Raw genomic sequence first — 15,288 nt, 5'->3', positions numbered from 1 at the left:
TCTTGGCCTCGGCCGGCGTCAGTCGGCTCGGTCGTCCAGACACTCCCGGAGCGGTTCGAGCACGTCTTCAGCGACCGCGTAGGGGTCGGTCTCCTTTTCGACGACGGCCTGAGCGAACTCCTCGACTCCGCCGCGTCGGTCGAGTTCGGCTTCGAGGAGCCGGTTCACGTCGCTCCGGAGGAGCTGTCGAATCTCCTCGCCCGCGCGTTTGCGGGCCTTCTCGTCCAGTTCGCCGGAGGCGTCGAGGTAGTCGCGGTGGTCGTCCAGCGTCTCGACCAACTCGTCGATACCCTCGCCGGTCGTGGCGACCGTTTCGAGGACTTGCGGCGTCCAGACGAGGGGTTCGTCGGCGTTGGAAGGGTCATCCTCGGCGTCGCTTTCGGCGTCGCTCGCGTCCGCGTGCCCGCCGTGACCGCCGCCGTGGCCGTCGTCGAACGCCGCGGCCCCGTGGTGGCCCGTATCGAGGTTCGCCCGCGGGTCGTCGCGGAGGTGAATCATCTCCTGTAACTCGGCGACGGTACGCGACGCACCCTCCATGTCGGCCTTGTTGACGACGAACACGTCGCCGATTTCGAGGATGCCCGCCTTGAGCATCTGCACGTCGTCGCCGCTGCCGGGTTGGACGAGGACGACGACCGTGTCGGCGGTCTTCACCACGTCCACCTCGTTTTGTCCCGCGCCGACCGTCTCGATGATGATTCGGTCTTTCCCGAAGGCGTCGAGCGCCTTCACGGCGTCCGCGGTGGCGGTCGAGAGGCCGCCGAGTTGGCCGCGGGCGCTCATCGACCGGAAGAATACGTCCATGTCACCGACGTTCGAGGCCATGCGGATGCGGTCGCCGAGGACGGCCCCGCCGGTGTACGGCGAGGAGGGGTCGACGGCGATGACGCCGACCGTCTCGCCCTGGTCGCGGTAGTACTTCGCCAGTTTGTCCACGAGCGTCGATTTGCCGGCACCCGGACTGCCCGTGATACCGACGACGGACGCGTCGCCCGTGTGCGCGTGGAGTTCCGAGACGATGTCGCGGTAGCCCGGCGACTGCGACTCGATTTTCGTGATGGCGCGCGCGAGCGCCCGGTGCTCGCCGTCGAGGAGTCGCTCGACGAGGTCGGATTCGACCGCCCGACTCATCGTCACGGTCGCTCGGGCGCGTGTTCCTTCACGAAGTCGATGGTCTCCTGCATCGGCGTGCCGGGGCCGAAGATGGCGTCGACGCCCTCTTCGAGGAGGCCGGGTCGGTCTTCTTCGGGGATGATGCCGCCGACGATGACGAGCGTGTCGTCGAGCGCGCCGTACTCTTCGAGGCCCGCCATCACCTTCGGGACGAGCGTGTTGTGCGCGCCGGAGAGGATGGAGATACCCAGCACGTCGACGTCCTCTTGGACCGTCGCCTGGATGATTTCGTCCGGGGCGCGATGCAACCCCGAGTAGATGACTTCGAATCCCGCGTCGCGGAAGGCGCGAGAGATGACGTGTGCGCCGCGGTCGTGGCCGTCCAGTCCCACCTTGGCGATGAGACACCGGATCGTTCGCTGTTCGGAGTCCGCGCTCATAGACGGGGATTCGATGTCCCGCGCTTTGACTCTAACGGAAAATAAGGATATACTGTTCGCCGGCGTTTCGTCAGTTCTGCTCGCGGACGACGACCGTTCCCGCGAGTCGGTCGCCGACGCGTTGTCGCTTGTCACTAATCGCCATCACGATGAACCCGACGACGTAGTAGAAGAACCCATCAATGATTCGAAGGATATTCCGCATGAACGACGACCCGATGTCACAGGTCGACCCGTCTTCTTTCACGACTTTGATACCGAGCAGTCGCTTCCCGACGGTCTGACCGTCCCACAGTCCTTCGAGCAGGAAAAAGTACCCGACAAAGGTAAGCAGACTCCCAAATATACCGATTCCCAGTCCGGCGGCTGCTCCGCCTGCGTCGCCAGTCGCACCTCCGAGAACACCAAACACCGTGAATACGATGTACGCGAGGAAGATGCCGACAAAAGTGTCTATGAGCTGTGCGCCGATTCGGGCACCGAGAATGTCGGTGTCATCACGAGTCGGCTCGTGGTTGTAACCTTCCATCTTCGAACGAAAAGTGATTGTTTGGCGTCATAAGCGTTCGTCTCTAACTATTGGTTTTGATATTCCATCGGAGAATACGTCAGAAGTGAGAAGATAAACGGAGAAAAGAGGTCGTTAGACGTACTCGTCGAGGAAGTCTGCTATCTGAGAGTACGCCTCGATGTCGTACGTTCGCATACCTCGAATTGCCCCGGCGACGAGAAATCGGTTTGGGTGTCAGAAGTCCGAAAGTCGCGTGTCCTCGCGGTCGGTCCAGCCGCGCATCTTCGCGTACGCCTCGGGGTTCGTCGGCACGCCCTCGGTGTTGAGCAGGCGCTCGGGGTACAGTTCGAAGGCGATGCCGATGAGCTGGTACTCCAGTTCTTCGAGGTACGGTCGCGTGTCGGGGTACGGCCCCTCGGTGCCGACCGCCCACGGCTCGACCCAGAAGTACACCGGTTCGCGGAGCCGCGGCGGGTCGGTCGAATCGAACAGCGCCTCTACCCAGCGGTCGTACTTCCCCGGCCCGTCGTCGCGGAAGGCGGCCGACGAGAGGTCTCCGAAGTGGTAGTAGTTCCCGTAGCCCCAGCGCGCGAGTTTGCCGTCGTTGGTGTCGACGTTCCGCAGATTGCTGTTGAGGTCGGTGCCGGACGCGCCGAACTTCCCGCACTTACCGAGATATCGGGGGACGACCTCGTCGCCGTCGAGGGTGTGCATCATGTAGACGAGCCCTTCGTAGCGGCCCTCGCGGCGGTCGTAGTCGGTGACGACGCGGCCGCCGGCCTCGCGGAGCCGCCGCTCCATGCGTTCGCCGCGGCGGAGCGTCCGCCGGCCGGAGCGACCGTACGCGATGGTGTCGACGGTCCCGTCGGCGGTCGTCTCGAACAGTGAAATCGGGTCCGCGGCGTCGACGAAGCGGTCGACGAAGCGGTCCCAGAGCGCGCGTTTCGTCTCGGTCACGCGACGACCGAACTCAGATCATGCCTTCGGCCTTGAGACCGGCGATGATGTCGTCGACGAGGCTTTCGGCGTCCTCGTACGGGAAGTCCTGATGCTTGCCGAGCTTGGCGGCCAGCTCCATCGCCGTGACGGTCACGTCGTCCGTCTTGAACTTCGTGCCCGGACCGTTCGGGAGCGCGGGGACGAGCGACATCTGATTTTCCACGGGGAAATCCGCGTTTTCGAACGCGTCCATGAACTGCTCGCGGAGCTGAGATTCGGTATCGGACATACGGTGTACCTTCGGAGAGAACTGGAAAAGCGTTCCGGAAAAACAATGACTATATTTAGAGTTCTTCCGAGACGGCGCGGCGGACCATCGAGTGCCGGCACGGTCGCCCGGGACTGATGGACTTATCTACACCGGCAATTCATGCACTCGCATGGAGTTCGACTTCGACCGCCTGAAGCAGCTTACCGAGACCAGCGGCGTCCCCGGCTACGAAGACCGCATCCGCGCGCTCGTCCGCGAGGACCTCGAAGCGACGACCGATTCCGTCCGCATCGACGGGATGGGCAACGTCGTCGGCACCATCGAGGGCGAGAGCGACTACGAGGTCGCCGTTGCCGCCCACATGGACGAAATCGGCTTCATGGTCCGCCACGTCAACGACGAGGGCTTCCTGCAACTCGACGCCCTCGGCGGCTGGGACCCTCGCGTCCTGAAGGCCCAGCGCGTGACCGTCCACGCGGAAGACGAAGACCTCACGGGCGTCATCGGCTCGGTTCCCCCGCACACGCTGACTGAAGAACAGAAGCAGAAGGAGCCGAAGGTCGAGGACGTGTACGTCGACCTCGGCCTGCCCGCCGAGACCGTCGAGGAGACCGTTTCCGTCGGCGACCTCGTGACGATGGAACAGACGACCGTCCGCATGGGGAACCACGTGACGGGGAAGGCCATCGACGACCGCGTCTGCCTGTTCGCCATGCTGGAGGCCGCCAAACGCATCGAGAACCCCGAGGTGACGATTCACTTCGCCGCGACGGTCCAAGAGGAAGTCGGCCTCCGCGGCGCGCAGGCGCTCGGCGTCGACCTCGACCCCGACCTCGCGCTCGGCCTCGACACCACCGTCGCCAACGACGTGCCCGGCTTCGACCCCGCCGACCACGTCACGAAACTCGGTGCGGGCGCGGGCATCAAGCTCAAGGATTCGAGCGCCATCGCCAACCCGAAGGTCCACCGCCGCCTCCGGCGCGTGGCCGAGGACAACGACATCGCCTACCAGATGGAACTGCTCCCCGCGGGCGGCACCGACACCGGCGGTTTCCAGAACAGCTACGGCGCGAAGCCGGTCGGCGCGATTTCGATGCCGACGCGCTACCTCCACACCGTCACCGAGAGCGTCCACGAGGACGACGTGGTCGCCTACATCGACCTCCTGACGGCCTTCCTGGAGAGCGAGACGGGCGAGTTCGACTACACGCTGTAAGCGACCCTCGGAAGACGAGCCCGAAAGCGACCCTCGTCGGCGCGGCCGACATCGCGGGGTCACCCCCTATATCGAGGCGCGACACCCCCCGACCGGCGGACGAGAACCAAAGTATTCACTACAAGCCCACACCAAGCGGCGGACATGACCGACGGCAACGTGGATATGTCTCGGCGGGCGTTCCTCGGGGCGGCCGCTGGCGGCGCGGCGGTCGCCGCCACTTCCGGCACGGCCGCGGCGCAGACGGAAGAACCGGACTTCGGCGGCCACCTCGACGGCATCGACGGAGGGTACGAAGACCTCCGCGGCCAAAGCGAGGTCACCATCGAAGTGGGCGCAGAAGGTAACGGCGGCGCACTCGCGTTCTCCCCCGCGGGCGTCTGGATAGACACCGGCACGACCGTGACGTGGGAGTGGACCGGCGAGGGCGGCGGCCACAACGTCGTCGCGAGCGAGGGCGCGTCGCTCGACTCCGGCGCGGCCGTCTCCGAGGCCGGAAGCACCTACGAGTACACCTTCGAAGAGGGCGACGCGGGCATCACGAAGTACCACTGCGTGCCCCACAAGGCGCTCGGGATGCTCGGCGCGGTCGCCGTCGGCGGCGACGTGCCGACCGTCAGCACCGGCGGTGGCGGCGGCCCGAGCCGCCCGCAGGTCCCCGACAGCGCGAAGTCCCTCGGCGTTGCGACGACGTTCGCGATGATTGCGACGCTCGGCCTCGCGTACTTCTTCATGAAGTACGGCGGCGACTACGACGTCCAGGACTGACGCGGTCGTCACTCCTCTCGACTTTTGCCAGTCGCGAGCGGCCGCGCTCGCCCGAATTCGGTCGGCGTCACGACAGCCGCCACCGCGACAGCCGCCACCGCGACAGCCGCCACCGCGACAGCCGCCGCGGCGGTCGACTCAGAAGAAGCCGTAGTCGTCGCGCTCGGTCTCGTAGACCGATTCGTACTGCTCGATGACCCGTCGGAAGTCGTAGCGCGCGAAGTCGTCGTCGACCGTCTCGTGGTCGTACCGGCGGGCGGCGACGATTTCGTCCGCCAGCTCTTGGGGACTCGTGACGAGCGACCCGCGCTCGCGCCCCTCGACGAGTTCGTGGGCCGACGACCGCGCCTGATACTCGACGATAGACACACAGCCGCAGGCGAGCGCCCACAGCAGGTTCGTCGCGAAGGGCTCGACCGTCGCGGTCTGCGCGAAGACGTGCGCGCCCTTCATGATTGGCACCGCCTCGTTCGCGGAGAGTTCGCCGAGGAACTCCACGCGGTCGTCGATGCGGAGGTCGCGGGCGGTCTGTTCGGCCGTCGAGCGCTCGGGGCCGTCGCCGATGACGACCGCGGACCAGTCCTTGTCGCGGAGTTCCGCGAGCGCGAGGAGGAAGCTCTCGACGTTCGCGTGCTCGTCGAGGTCGCGGGCGTACACCACGTCCGCGCGCTCATCGGCGTCGGCGCTCCGGACGAGGTCCATGTTGATGGGCTCGGGGACGAGATGGGTCGAATCGACCGCCGCGCCGAGTTCGCGAACCTGCGTGCGGACCATCTCCGAGGGGACCAAGACGGCGTTCGGGGACTTCGCCGCCCGCCGGTAGGCCCGCGAGCCGCCGCGGTCGTCGCGGGTCCACCAGTCGGCGACGACCGGCGTCCGGAGGAACCGCGCCGCGGTCCTGACCGCCGTGACGTGCGACGGCGGGTAGCTCGCGACCTGAATCACGTCGGGTGAGACCTCGCGGAGGGCGAAGGGGACGCGAGAGGCGAAGCCGCCGACGGCGGGCGTGTCAGTCACGCGGTGATAGGTCACCCCGTCCTGTTTGAACTCGACAACCTCGCCGTCCCACCACTTCGCACAGAGCACCGTCACCTCGTGGTCGCGCTCGGCGAGGAGTTCGGCCGTTCGTCGGAGCCGTCTGGTCGCTCCCGTCTCCTCGTGGTGCGTCGTGTACATCGAGACGAGCGCGACTCGCATATTCGCCGCCACTACGCCGCGCAATAAAAATCCACAGTTTTCGAGGACGCGACGCGACCGGGAACCGGAGCGCCGCGGGGGAACGGTTCGCCGGGGCGACGCGCCTCAGACCCCGACGACGGGCGCGAGGAGCGCGCCCGCGGACTCGACGGCGGTGACCGTGTACTCCCAACTGTACACGTGGTTGAGAAGCAGGTACGTCACGACGCCGAGCGCGAGGGACACGAGCCACGCGCTCGCCGCGATTCGGCCGACCTTCCGGTGGGGCGTCTCGGTCCGCAGTTCGCGCTCGGAGTGGGTTATCCCGAGAATGAGCGCGTAGAGGACGACCGGCACCGAGACGATAGAGAGGATGATGTGAATCGCCAGCATCGCAAGATACGGATAGTACGCGAACGCGGGGCCGACGAACTCCTTGGTGCCGCCGCCGCCGATTTTCGCGAGATACATCACGAGGAAGACGAGGATGAGGCCGAACGACGTGACCATCGCGGCCGCGTGCTTCCGGACCTCGTCGCGGCGAATCCAGCGCCAGCCCGCCGCGATGACGAGGACGTTCACCGTGTTCACGACGGCGATGGCGTCCGAGAGGAGATTCACCTGTGGGAGCGACAGGTCGGGAAAGACCCTCCCGGGGACGACGCCGAGGAACGTCCCGATGACGAGGGCGTACCCGACGACCGAGAGGACGGCCGTCGCGGCCGCGGGGTGTTCTTTCAGGGGGTTGTCTGCGCTCGCAGTTGCCATGGACGGGGCTTGGGAAGACGGCGTATTCCGTCTTCGGGTTCCGGACGGCGTTTGAGAGTGGTACTACCGATACTCGACGCAATCCAGCGACTGTGCGAAGTCGACTTGCTTCGGTCGGAACCCCGTGTCACGGTAGAATCGGCGTGCATCCGCGTTTTGCCATTCACAGAGTCCCGAGCGCACCACGTCGTGTGATGCGAACGTGCGGTCCCACGAGCGAGGCCGGAAGCCGCGTCTCGTGGCTTTGTCCCTCCCGGTTTTTGCGGCGAGTGGTCGCCCCGCGACCCGAGGCGTAAAAAGATGGGTTTAGATGACGCCCGTGATGGTCGCGGCCTCGATGGCCGCCTCCTCGCTCACGCCGTTGCCGAGAATCGTGTAGCGGTCGCGAATCTCGTGGGCGGTCGTGAGCGCCTCGATAATCGTCTCGTCGTCGATGCCGAGTTCGTCCGCGGTCGTCGGCGCGCCCATCGTCGACAGGGCGTCGCGGATGTCGGTCCACTCGCCGCGCGCGCCGCTGTGGAAGTACTCGGTCATGATGGAGCCGACGCCGACCTGGTGGCCGTGGAGGGCGCTCCCGGGCGCGATGCGGTCGAGTTGGTGCGAAAAGAGGTGTTCCGCGCCCGACGCGGGCCGCGAGGAGCCGGCGATGGACATGGCGACGCCCGAGGAGACGAGCGCCTTCGTCACTATCCAGGCGGACTCTTCGAGCCCCGGTTTGATGGAGTCGGCGCTGCCGACGAGCATCTCGGCGGTCATCTGCGAGAGCGCGCCCGCGTACTCGGAGTACTCGACGTTCTTCAGGCGGTGAGCCAGCTCCCAATCTTTGACCGCGGTGTAGTTCGAGATGATGTCGGCGCAGCCGGCGGTCGTGAGCTCCCACGGGGCCTCCGCGAGCAGTTCCGTGTCGGCGACGACCGCGAGCGGCGGGTCGGCGGCGACCGAGTGGCGGGTGTCGCCCTCGGGAATCGACGACCGACCCGAGACGATGCCGTCGTGGCTCGCCGCCGTCGGGACCGAGATGAAGCCGCAGTCGAGGCGGTCGGAGGCCATCTTCGCCACGTCGATTGGCTTGCCGCCGCCGAGGGCGATGAGGTAGCCCGCGTCGGCCTCGCGGGCCGCGTCGACGACGCGCTCGACCGACTCGAAGCTCGCGCGGTCGAGAGAGATAGACGTGATGCCGTCGAACTGGTCGCGGACCCGGTCGCCGGCGATGCGGTCGGGCGACGGACTGGTGACGAGAAACGGGTCGCCAGAGAGGTACAGCTCGTCGACCGCGGCCGAGAGGTCGTCGAGCACGCCGTGGCCCTGAAGCACGTTCCGGGGCAGCTTAATCCACGTCGATTTATCGAACATACGCGGGAATCGACCACCACGGTTCATAGTGTTTCTCGTCTCGCCGGCCGGAACGCCGTCGGTTCCGTCACCTCGACCGCGGGGCAGTCGTCCGGTTTCGGGTGACCGTTGGGACAATATCTCAACGTAGCAGACCGTAGTTTGATTTATCACGTTCCGGCTCGCAGAAAAGGTGCCCACAGACGGGTGGGTAGATAACTCATGGCACGTAGACGGCAGTTTCTCGCGACGACAGCAGCAGCGCTCTCCGGACTCACGGCCCTCGAAAGCGGCTCCGCGGCCGGCGCGTCGGTCCCCTACGTCTCGACGCGCGACCACTTCGTCGACGACGGCTCGCTCGCGTCCGGTCACACCGCCCGCGGCTACGACACCTCCGGCGACGTGCCCGGCGTCGACGCCGAGTGCGCCGCAGACCTGACCGTGTTCGTCCACGGCTGGGACAAAGACGGCGACGACCCCGAAGCGGCCGCCCTCGACAAGATAGCGACGGCCGACGCCGAACTCGACGCCGCCGGCTACGGCGGCACGGTCGTCGGCTACACGTGGGACAACGACAAGGGCGGTGGCCTGGACTACGGCTGGGGCGAATCGCAGGACATCGCCCAAGCGAACGGCCGCAAGCTCGCACAGTTCGCCGTCGACCTCAAGGCGACCTGTCCGGACGCGACCCTCCGGTTCGCCAGCCATTCGCTCGGCGCACAGGTGGTCTTCAGCGCCCTCCGCACCCTCGACGGCCGAAGCGACTGGACCGACCCGAGCCACGAAGTGGCGACCGTCCACCCGTTCGGGGCCGCGACCGACAACGAGGTCCCCGGCGAGGAAGAGGGACGGGCCACCTACGAGGCCATCCGCGACCGGACCGGTCACGTTCACAACTACTACAACCAGGCCGACGACGTGCTCCAGTGGGTGTACAACACCATCGAGTTCGACCAGGCCCTCGGCGAGACGGGCCTCGAAGACGGCGACACGCCCCCCGCGAACTACACCGACCACGACGTGGAGGGACAGGTCGGCGACGACCACAGCAACTACCTGAACACGATTGCCGACGACATCGTCGACGATATGTAGCGACTCAGAAACTCATTTTTTCGTGCATCAGAGCACGAGCGACCGCACCGCGTCCCAGATGAAGTCGAGCGACTGCACCGCGTCCCAGATGAAGACGACGCCGAAGCCGCCGAGGACGACGGCGCTGACGGCGGCGACGGCCGGCGCGAAGGAGTCGACGCGCTGTTCGGCCGCGACGAGCGCCGCGGGGAAGCCGGTCACCCAGACCGCGATGCCGCCGAAGAAGCCGAGGATGAGCGCCGGGCTTCCCGTCTCCACGATGAGGAGGTTCGCCAGCGACGCCCCGAGATACGGCGTGTGGGCGAGCACGTCGACGGTGCCGGTCTCCAAGAGGCCGACGCCGATGGTGAGCCAGAACAGAATCTGGTAGGGGTTCGTCAGCGCGAGCACGAACGCCTTCGTGAAGCCCGCGCTGTCCTCGTCGGGGTCGGCGGCCTCGCGGAACGTGGTGTCCATCTCCTGTACCGCGCCGTAGGCGAAGTAGAGCATGAGGACGCCGCCGGCACCGACCATGACGGCCTGCACCGTCGGGAACTGCTTGACGAACGCGACGAGGCCGAGCGCCGCGAGGAGGAAAAACAGCGCGTCGGCGCTCATCGCGCCGAGGCCGGCGCGGGCGCCCGCGGTCCAGCCGCGGACGACGCTCTCCTCGGCGATGACGGCGTTCATCGGGCCGGGCGGCGCGGCGAGCGCCAGCCCGAACACCAGCCCGGCTCCGAGGGACGGAAGGAGGGTAGACATGGCTCTCTCTTGGGCGCGATACCGTGAAAAATGGCGCGGAAGCGACGGTGCGGAGGTCGTGACCGGCGAGCGGAGCGCGAGCGCGCGCCCGGTCAGAACAGCGCGAGGACGGCGTCGCTGACGGTGCCGACGAGCGTCTCCCAGACGGAGAAGTCGGTGGCCATAGCGAGTAGGGTGTCGACGGCGAAGAAGCCGAACAGGGCGGCCGCGCCGAGGTACGCCTTGCGCGTGTCGACCCGGCCCGAGAAGCGGTGGAAGAAGTACGCGTTGGCGATGCTCACGGGGATGATAGCGAGCATCTCGCCCGCCCAGATGGCCGAGGTCGCGCCGTACTGCACGGCCAGTCCGATGGTCACGATTTGGGTCTTGTCACCGAACTCGCCGGCGGCCATCATGGCGAAGATGGGGAGGAAACCGCCGAATCCCTGCGTCGACAGCTCGCGGCCGAACACCGTCGGCGCGTCGTCGAAGCCGGACACCCCGCCGTCGGTGGTCGCGACCTCGCTCCCCGCGGACGCGTCGGGCGCGGAGCGGTAGAGCAACACCGCGAACGTGGCGAACAGGACGGCGGTGATGGCGTCGAGCGCGGCCGGCGGGAGCGCGGTCTTGAGCGCCTGTCCGAGCATGATTTCGAGCGCCGTCCAGATGGCGAACGCCGAGCCCGCGGCCGCGACGACGACCTTCGGGTCGAAGCGGGTCGACAGCCCCGCGATGATGAACTGGACCTTCTCGCCCGGCAGCACCGCAAGCTGGGTGACGAGCGCGACGACGAGAATCTCCCACCAGCCGGTCACGCGGGCGACACCTCCTCGTTACTCGGCTCGTCGGGCGGTCGGACGCGAATCGTTCGGGCCACCGACTCCGGGAGGCTCTGCTCGCGGCCGCCGTCGCCGACGAGGACCGTCACCATCCCGAAGGGGGCGATATCGGTCACTTCGATGGTCGTGCCGGGCGTGACGCCCGCCTCGGAGAGATACTCCAACTCCGCGGGGTCGCGGTCGCTGACGCGGGCGACGACGAGGTGGTCGCCCACCTCGCAGTCGGAGAGCGCCGACAGCCCCGAGGAGTCCGGGGGCGTGAGGTCGGCGCTCGGGATGGGGTCGCCGTGGGGGTCGACCTCGGGCTCACCGAGGGCGGCCGCGACCCGCTTTTCGAACTCCTCGCTGATGTGGTGTTCGAGCGCGTCGGCCTCGTCGTGGACCTCGCTCCACGAGTAGTCGAGGTGTTCGGTGAGGTACGCCTCCAAGAGGCGGTGGTGTCGGAGCACTTCGAGCGCGACCGTCTCGCCCTCCGTGGTCAGCTCGACGCCCTTGTACTTCTCGCGGTCGACCAGCCCGCGCTCTTCGAGCTTGCCGACCATGCTCGTCACGGTCGGCGGCGTCTTCCCGAGATACTCCGCGATGTCGGAGGTCGAAACCGGCGGTCCCTGCTCCATCTGGAGCGTGTAGATAGCCTTCAGATAGTCCTCCATCACGTCGCTCAACATACCACGGATTAGATGCGTCTAAAGTAAAAGTCTGATGGAGGTAACGAGGGAGTTCGAGCGGGGAACCAGTCGGCCGACGCGTGGCTCAGACGCCCTGTTCTATCAGGTCCGCAGAACCGGGGCTCAGACGCCCTGTCCCATCAGGTGGCTGCGGAGGATGTCGGCGTTCTTCGTCCCGGATTCGGTGTTGACGACGACGACCGTGTCGTCCTCGTCGAACTCGTCCGCGAGTTCCCACGCGCCGGCGAGCGCGACGCCGCCCGCGGGACCGACCTCGATGCCGGCGGTCTGGGCCGCGGTGACGGCGGATTCGAGCGCGTCGTCGTCGCTGACGGCGACGGCCGCACCGCCGGACTCGCGGACGGCGCGGAGCGCGAGCGACCCGCCCGCGGGGTCGGGAATCTCCAGTTCACCGACGATGGTGTCCGGCTGGTTCCACGCCTCGTGGGCGTCGCTGTCGGCCTCCCACGCGGTGGCGACCGGCGAGCAGCCGACGGACTGCGCGGCGACGAGTTTGGGGACCGACTCGACCAGTCCGAGTTCGACGAGGTCGGAAAAGCCCTTGTAGACGCCGTAGGCGAGTTCGCCGGTCGAGACGGGGACGACGACCCAGTCGGGGACCGACCAGTCGAGGCGCTCTGCGACCTCGTAGGCGATGGTTTTCGCGCCGTCGTGGCGGTAGGGGTTGTCGAACTCCTGGAGCGTGTGCCAGTCGCTTTTGAGCTGTTCGTGGAGCGCCGAGAGCGCGTCGGGGTAGCGCCCGCCGACGACCTTCATCTGGCCGCCGTGGACGTTCACCATGGCCTTGTTCGGGAACGGCGTCCGCGAGGGGACGAAGCCGTAGGAGCGGGCGTCGATGAGGCCCGCGTAGGAGGCCGCCGACTGCGCGCCGTTGCCGGGCGAGGCGTGCGCGACGACCTCGGCGTCGGCCTCGCGCGCGGCGGTGACGGCGAGCGAGAAGCCGCGGTCGAGGAACGTCCCGGTGGGGTTGCGACCCTCGTCTTTGATGAAGAGCGAACCGACCTCGGCCTCCTCGGCGAGTGCGTCGGCCGCGACGAGGGGCGTCGCGCCCTCGTTGGCCGTCACCGGCTCCGCGAACGGGAGCAGTTCGCGGTAGCGCCACATCGTGTCGAAGGGGCGCTCGGCGAGCGTCTCGGCGTCCCACTCGACCGCGTCGAGGTCGTAGGTGGGGTCGAGCGGCGCGTCGGCGTCGCTCGCGCCGGTCGCGTCCGCGTCGTACTCGTCGCCGGTCTCGGTGCACACCAGCCCGGAGAAGCTGTCGGACGTCTGCATGGCCGGGGCTTACGGGGGGAGGGACTAAGCCCTTCCCGTCGGTCGATGGCCGCCACCCGTAGCGGCTTTGTGTCACCCGTCCGAGAGTCAAGGTATGGACGATAGCCACATCGCGGTCGTCGGCGCGGGCCTCGCGGGCCTCGTCGCCGCGCGACACCTCGCCGCCGACGGGGCCGACGTGACCGTCGTGGAGCGGCGCGACGGCGTCGGCGGGCGGGTCCGCACCCGGACGAAAGACGGCTTCACGCTCGACCGCGGGTTTCAGGTCCTCTTCACCGACTACCCCGCGGTCCGGCGGGAACTCGACCTCGACGCGCTGGACCTCCGGCGGTTCACGCCCGGCGCGACCATCTGCCGACCGAGCAGGCGCGCGGTGCTCTCCGACCCCCTCCGCGACATCGGGAGCCTGTTCGAGTCCGTCCGCAACCCCGAGGTGACGACGAGCGACAAACTCCGGACGCTGGCGCTCAGACAGGACGTGAGCACCCGCGGCGAGGCGGACATCTTCGCCTCGGCGGACCGGAGCATCCGGTCGTACCTCCGCGACTGGGGCTTCTCCGAGGACTACATCGAGCACTTCGTCGCGCCGTTCTACGGCGGCATCACGCTCGACCGCTCGCTCTCGTCGTCGAAGCGGGTGTTCGAGTACACCTTCAAGATGCTCTCGACGGGGAGCACGGCGGTCCCCGCGGCGGGGATGGGGGCGGTTCCCGAACAGCTTGCGGACGCCGCCCGCGACGAGGGCGCGACGTTCCGCCTCGGCGAGCGCGTGGAATCGGTCCAGTCCGACGGCGACGGCGCGGTCGTCACCACCGGCGACGAGTCGCTCGAAGTCGACGCGGTCGTCGTCGCCACCGACCCCAAGGAGGCGCGCCGACTGACCGGCGTCGGGTCGATTCCGACCGAGGCCCACGGCTGTGTCACCCAGTACTACACGCTCCCGAGCGGGAGCGGCCTCGACGCGGGCAAGCGCATCATGCTCAACGCGCCGAGTCCCGACCCCAACACGGTCGTCCCGCTTTCGACCGTCGCGCCGGAGTACGCCCCGCCGGGCAGAGAACTCCTGAACGCGACGTTCCTCGGCGCGGCCGCGCAGGACGAATCTGAGGAAGCGCTGTTCGAAAAGACCCGCCGGACGCTCGAAGCGTGGTACCCCGAGCGCTACTTCGACGACCTCGAACTGCTCCACACCGACTACATCTCCTTCGCGCAGTTCGCCCAGCCGCCGGGCGTCCACGAGTCCCTGCCCGACGCCCGCGACGCCCCCGGCCGGGCGTACCTCGCCGGCGACTACACCGCGTGGTCGTCGATTCAGGGCGCGATGTGGAGCGGGAAAGAGGCCGCCGACGCCGTCCGCGACGACCTGTCGTAATCGCGCGCCTCACGTCGTTTTTCGACCCGTCCGCCTCGGACTCTCAGAGCAACCGTCGAAGCTTCCCCAGCGGCGGGAACGTGAGCGTCTCGCCCGCCTCCGCGTCGCGGACGAGCGGCCGGAAGACGCTCGCGTCGGTGACGAGCGGCGAGTCGAAGTCGGCCCCTCGCATCCCGTTTACTTCGACGCCCGCGGCGAGACGGGTGAAGGCCGGCAACATCAGCACGTCGCCGCCGCGGTAGGCGTCGGGGCCGTAGAGGACGCAGGGCCGCCGCCGGCCCTCGACGGCGAGCGTCGGGTGGTCGTGGCCGACGACGTAGCGCTCGGCGTCGCCGTCGGGGGCGCGGTGGCCGTGGCAGACGAGCGTCCCGTCGGCGAGGCGGTACTCGTCGTGTACGTCGCCCGACCAGACTTCCGCGAGCATCGTGTCGTGGTTACCGGCGACGAACACCGGGTCGGCACCGGCGTCGTCGCAGGTCTCAGCGAGGGTTTCGAGGGCCGCGACGTGGCGCTCCGAGACGCGGTCGAACCGGTGGAGCACGTCGCCGGCGAAGACGACTTCGCGGGGGTCGAACTCGGCGCAGTAGGCTCGCAGGCGCGCCGCGAGGTCGGTCCCCTCGCCGAGCGGGAAATCGACCGCCGAGGCGTCGGCTCGGCCGACGTGGAGGTCCGCGAGGACGAGCGCGTCGGCGTCGGGGAGGAAGACGGCGCGCTCGCGGACGGAGACGCTGGTCACGGCCGAGTGGAGGGTCGGCGGAGACAAATTA

17 protein-coding genes are annotated in these 15,288 nt (G+C 67.8%); 4 read left to right on the top strand and 13 right to left on the bottom strand.

Features of this window, described 5'->3' with window-relative positions; translation table 11 throughout:
• Window positions 1-18: 18 nt before the first annotated feature.
• The 5 genes from meaB to ACSR87_RS11785 form a co-directional block, all read right to left on the bottom strand.
• Window positions 19-1,131 (bottom strand): methylmalonyl Co-A mutase-associated GTPase MeaB, encoded by a 1,113-nt coding sequence (meaB, locus tag ACSR87_RS11805; protein ID WP_498530600.1) that lies wholly within the window; start codon window positions 1,129-1,131, stop codon window positions 19-21.
• Window positions 1,132-1,133: 2 nt separating this feature from the next.
• Window positions 1,134-1,553: a cobalamin B12-binding domain-containing protein gene (locus ACSR87_RS11800; protein WP_004044106.1), complete on the bottom strand. Its 420-nt coding sequence runs from the start codon at window positions 1,551-1,553 to the stop codon at window positions 1,134-1,136.
• 70 nt (window positions 1,554-1,623) lie between these two features.
• Window positions 1,624-2,082, bottom strand: coding sequence for an RDD family protein (locus ACSR87_RS11795; protein WP_008577718.1), 459 nt, complete (start codon window positions 2,080-2,082; stop codon window positions 1,624-1,626).
• Between the two features lie 216 nt (window positions 2,083-2,298).
• Window positions 2,299-3,021, bottom strand: a complete 723-nt coding sequence (locus tag ACSR87_RS11790) for a hypothetical protein (RefSeq protein WP_498530599.1) — start codon at window positions 3,019-3,021, stop codon at window positions 2,299-2,301.
• A 13-nt stretch (window positions 3,022-3,034) separates the two neighbouring features.
• Window positions 3,035-3,292: an MTH865 family protein gene (locus tag ACSR87_RS11785; RefSeq protein ID WP_004044109.1), complete on the bottom strand. Its 258-nt coding sequence runs from the start codon at window positions 3,290-3,292 to the stop codon at window positions 3,035-3,037.
• Between the two features lie 151 nt (window positions 3,293-3,443).
• Between ACSR87_RS11785 and ACSR87_RS11780 the strand changes: the two genes are divergently transcribed.
• Both ACSR87_RS11780 and ACSR87_RS11775 read left to right on the top strand, forming a co-directional pair.
• Entirely contained in the window at window positions 3,444-4,490 is a 1,047-nt protein-coding gene (locus ACSR87_RS11780; RefSeq protein WP_498530598.1) for a M42 family metallopeptidase, read from the top strand.
• Window positions 4,491-4,634: 144 nt separating this feature from the next.
• Window positions 4,635-5,258 carry a halocyanin domain-containing protein gene (locus tag ACSR87_RS11775; protein ID WP_163488589.1) on the top strand — a complete coding sequence of 208 codons (624 nt, stop codon included), beginning with the start codon at window positions 4,635-4,637 and terminating at the stop codon, window positions 5,256-5,258.
• Between the two features lie 138 nt (window positions 5,259-5,396).
• Here ACSR87_RS11775 and ACSR87_RS11770 read toward each other — a convergent pair whose 3' ends face one another.
• The 3 genes from ACSR87_RS11770 to ACSR87_RS11760 form a co-directional block, all read right to left on the bottom strand.
• Window positions 5,397-6,455, bottom strand: a complete 1,059-nt coding sequence (locus ACSR87_RS11770; protein WP_498530597.1) for a glycosyltransferase family 4 protein — start codon at window positions 6,453-6,455, stop codon at window positions 5,397-5,399.
• Between the two features lie 105 nt (window positions 6,456-6,560).
• Window positions 6,561-7,202: a DUF420 domain-containing protein gene (locus ACSR87_RS11765; protein WP_498530596.1), complete on the bottom strand. Its 642-nt coding sequence runs from the start codon at window positions 7,200-7,202 to the stop codon at window positions 6,561-6,563.
• A gap of 306 nt (window positions 7,203-7,508) precedes the next feature.
• Window positions 7,509-8,555, bottom strand: a complete 1,047-nt coding sequence (locus ACSR87_RS11760) for an NAD(P)-dependent glycerol-1-phosphate dehydrogenase (RefSeq protein WP_004044114.1) — start codon at window positions 8,553-8,555, stop codon at window positions 7,509-7,511.
• Window positions 8,556-8,756: 201 nt separating this feature from the next.
• Between ACSR87_RS11760 and ACSR87_RS11755 the strand changes: the two genes are divergently transcribed.
• Entirely contained in the window at window positions 8,757-9,629 is an 873-nt protein-coding gene (locus ACSR87_RS11755) for a hypothetical protein (protein ID WP_498530595.1), read from the top strand.
• 27 nt (window positions 9,630-9,656) lie between these two features.
• Here ACSR87_RS11755 and ACSR87_RS11750 read toward each other — a convergent pair whose 3' ends face one another.
• The 4 genes from ACSR87_RS11750 to ACSR87_RS11735 form a co-directional block, all read right to left on the bottom strand.
• Window positions 9,657-10,334, bottom strand: a complete 678-nt coding sequence (locus ACSR87_RS11750) for a LysE family translocator (protein WP_498531060.1) — start codon at window positions 10,332-10,334, stop codon at window positions 9,657-9,659.
• A gap of 128 nt (window positions 10,335-10,462) precedes the next feature.
• Window positions 10,463-11,164 carry a TMEM165/GDT1 family protein gene (locus ACSR87_RS11745; protein WP_498530594.1) on the bottom strand — a complete coding sequence of 234 codons (702 nt, stop codon included), beginning with the start codon at window positions 11,162-11,164 and terminating at the stop codon, window positions 10,463-10,465.
• Entirely contained in the window at window positions 11,161-11,856 is a 696-nt protein-coding gene (locus ACSR87_RS11740) for a metal-dependent transcriptional regulator (RefSeq protein WP_498530593.1), read from the bottom strand. The genes ACSR87_RS11745 and ACSR87_RS11740 overlap by 4 nt, the downstream gene beginning before the upstream one ends.
• 123 nt (window positions 11,857-11,979) lie before the next feature.
• Window positions 11,980-13,149, bottom strand: a complete 1,170-nt coding sequence (locus tag ACSR87_RS11735) for a threonine synthase (RefSeq protein ID WP_498530592.1) — start codon at window positions 13,147-13,149, stop codon at window positions 11,980-11,982.
• Window positions 13,150-13,243: 94 nt separating this feature from the next.
• Between ACSR87_RS11735 and ACSR87_RS11730 the strand changes: the two genes are divergently transcribed.
• Complete coding sequence (locus ACSR87_RS11730) at window positions 13,244-14,521, top strand: NAD(P)/FAD-dependent oxidoreductase (protein WP_498530591.1); 1,278 nt, start codon at window positions 13,244-13,246, stop codon at window positions 14,519-14,521.
• A gap of 43 nt (window positions 14,522-14,564) precedes the next feature.
• Here ACSR87_RS11730 and ACSR87_RS11725 read toward each other — a convergent pair whose 3' ends face one another.
• Window positions 14,565-15,257, bottom strand: a complete 693-nt coding sequence (locus ACSR87_RS11725; protein ID WP_498530590.1) for a metallophosphoesterase — start codon at window positions 15,255-15,257, stop codon at window positions 14,565-14,567.
• Window positions 15,258-15,288 lie beyond the last annotated feature (31 nt).

The organism is Haloferax sp. SDI50 (assembly GCF_059802635.1).
The sequence above is the reverse complement of the archived record's forward strand: the minus strand, read 5'-3'. Positions and strand labels throughout refer to the sequence as shown.

What these genes read in the sequence shown, in the direction of transcription:
- meaB (WP_498530600.1), bottom strand. Translation starts at nt 1,131, where the DNA reads ATGAGTCGGGCGGTCGAATCCGACCTCGTCGAGCGACTCCTCGACGGC.
- ACSR87_RS11800 (WP_004044106.1), bottom strand. Translation starts at nt 1,553, where the DNA reads ATGAGCGCGGACTCCGAACAGCGAACGATCCGGTGTCTCATCGCCAAG.
- ACSR87_RS11795 (WP_008577718.1), bottom strand. Translation starts at nt 2,082, where the DNA reads ATGGAAGGTTACAACCACGAGCCGACTCGTGATGACACCGACATTCTC.
- ACSR87_RS11785 (WP_004044109.1), bottom strand. Translation starts at nt 3,292, where the DNA reads ATGTCCGATACCGAATCTCAGCTCCGCGAGCAGTTCATGGACGCGTTC.
- ACSR87_RS11780 (WP_498530598.1), top strand. Translation starts at nt 3,444, where the DNA reads ATGGAGTTCGACTTCGACCGCCTGAAGCAGCTTACCGAGACCAGCGGC.
- ACSR87_RS11775 (WP_163488589.1), top strand. Translation starts at nt 4,635, where the DNA reads ATGACCGACGGCAACGTGGATATGTCTCGGCGGGCGTTCCTCGGGGCG.
- ACSR87_RS11770 (WP_498530597.1), bottom strand. Translation starts at nt 6,455, where the DNA reads ATGCGAGTCGCGCTCGTCTCGATGTACACGACGCACCACGAGGAGACG.
- ACSR87_RS11765 (WP_498530596.1), bottom strand. Translation starts at nt 7,202, where the DNA reads ATGGCAACTGCGAGCGCAGACAACCCCCTGAAAGAACACCCCGCGGCC.
- ACSR87_RS11760 (WP_004044114.1), bottom strand. Translation starts at nt 8,555, where the DNA reads ATGTTCGATAAATCGACGTGGATTAAGCTGCCCCGGAACGTGCTTCAG.
- ACSR87_RS11755 (WP_498530595.1), top strand. Translation starts at nt 8,757, where the DNA reads ATGGCACGTAGACGGCAGTTTCTCGCGACGACAGCAGCAGCGCTCTCC.
- ACSR87_RS11740 (WP_498530593.1), bottom strand. Translation starts at nt 11,856, where the DNA reads ATGTTGAGCGACGTGATGGAGGACTATCTGAAGGCTATCTACACGCTC.
- ACSR87_RS11735 (WP_498530592.1), bottom strand. Translation starts at nt 13,149, where the DNA reads ATGCAGACGTCCGACAGCTTCTCCGGGCTGGTGTGCACCGAGACCGGC.
- ACSR87_RS11730 (WP_498530591.1), top strand. Translation starts at nt 13,244, where the DNA reads ATGGACGATAGCCACATCGCGGTCGTCGGCGCGGGCCTCGCGGGCCTC.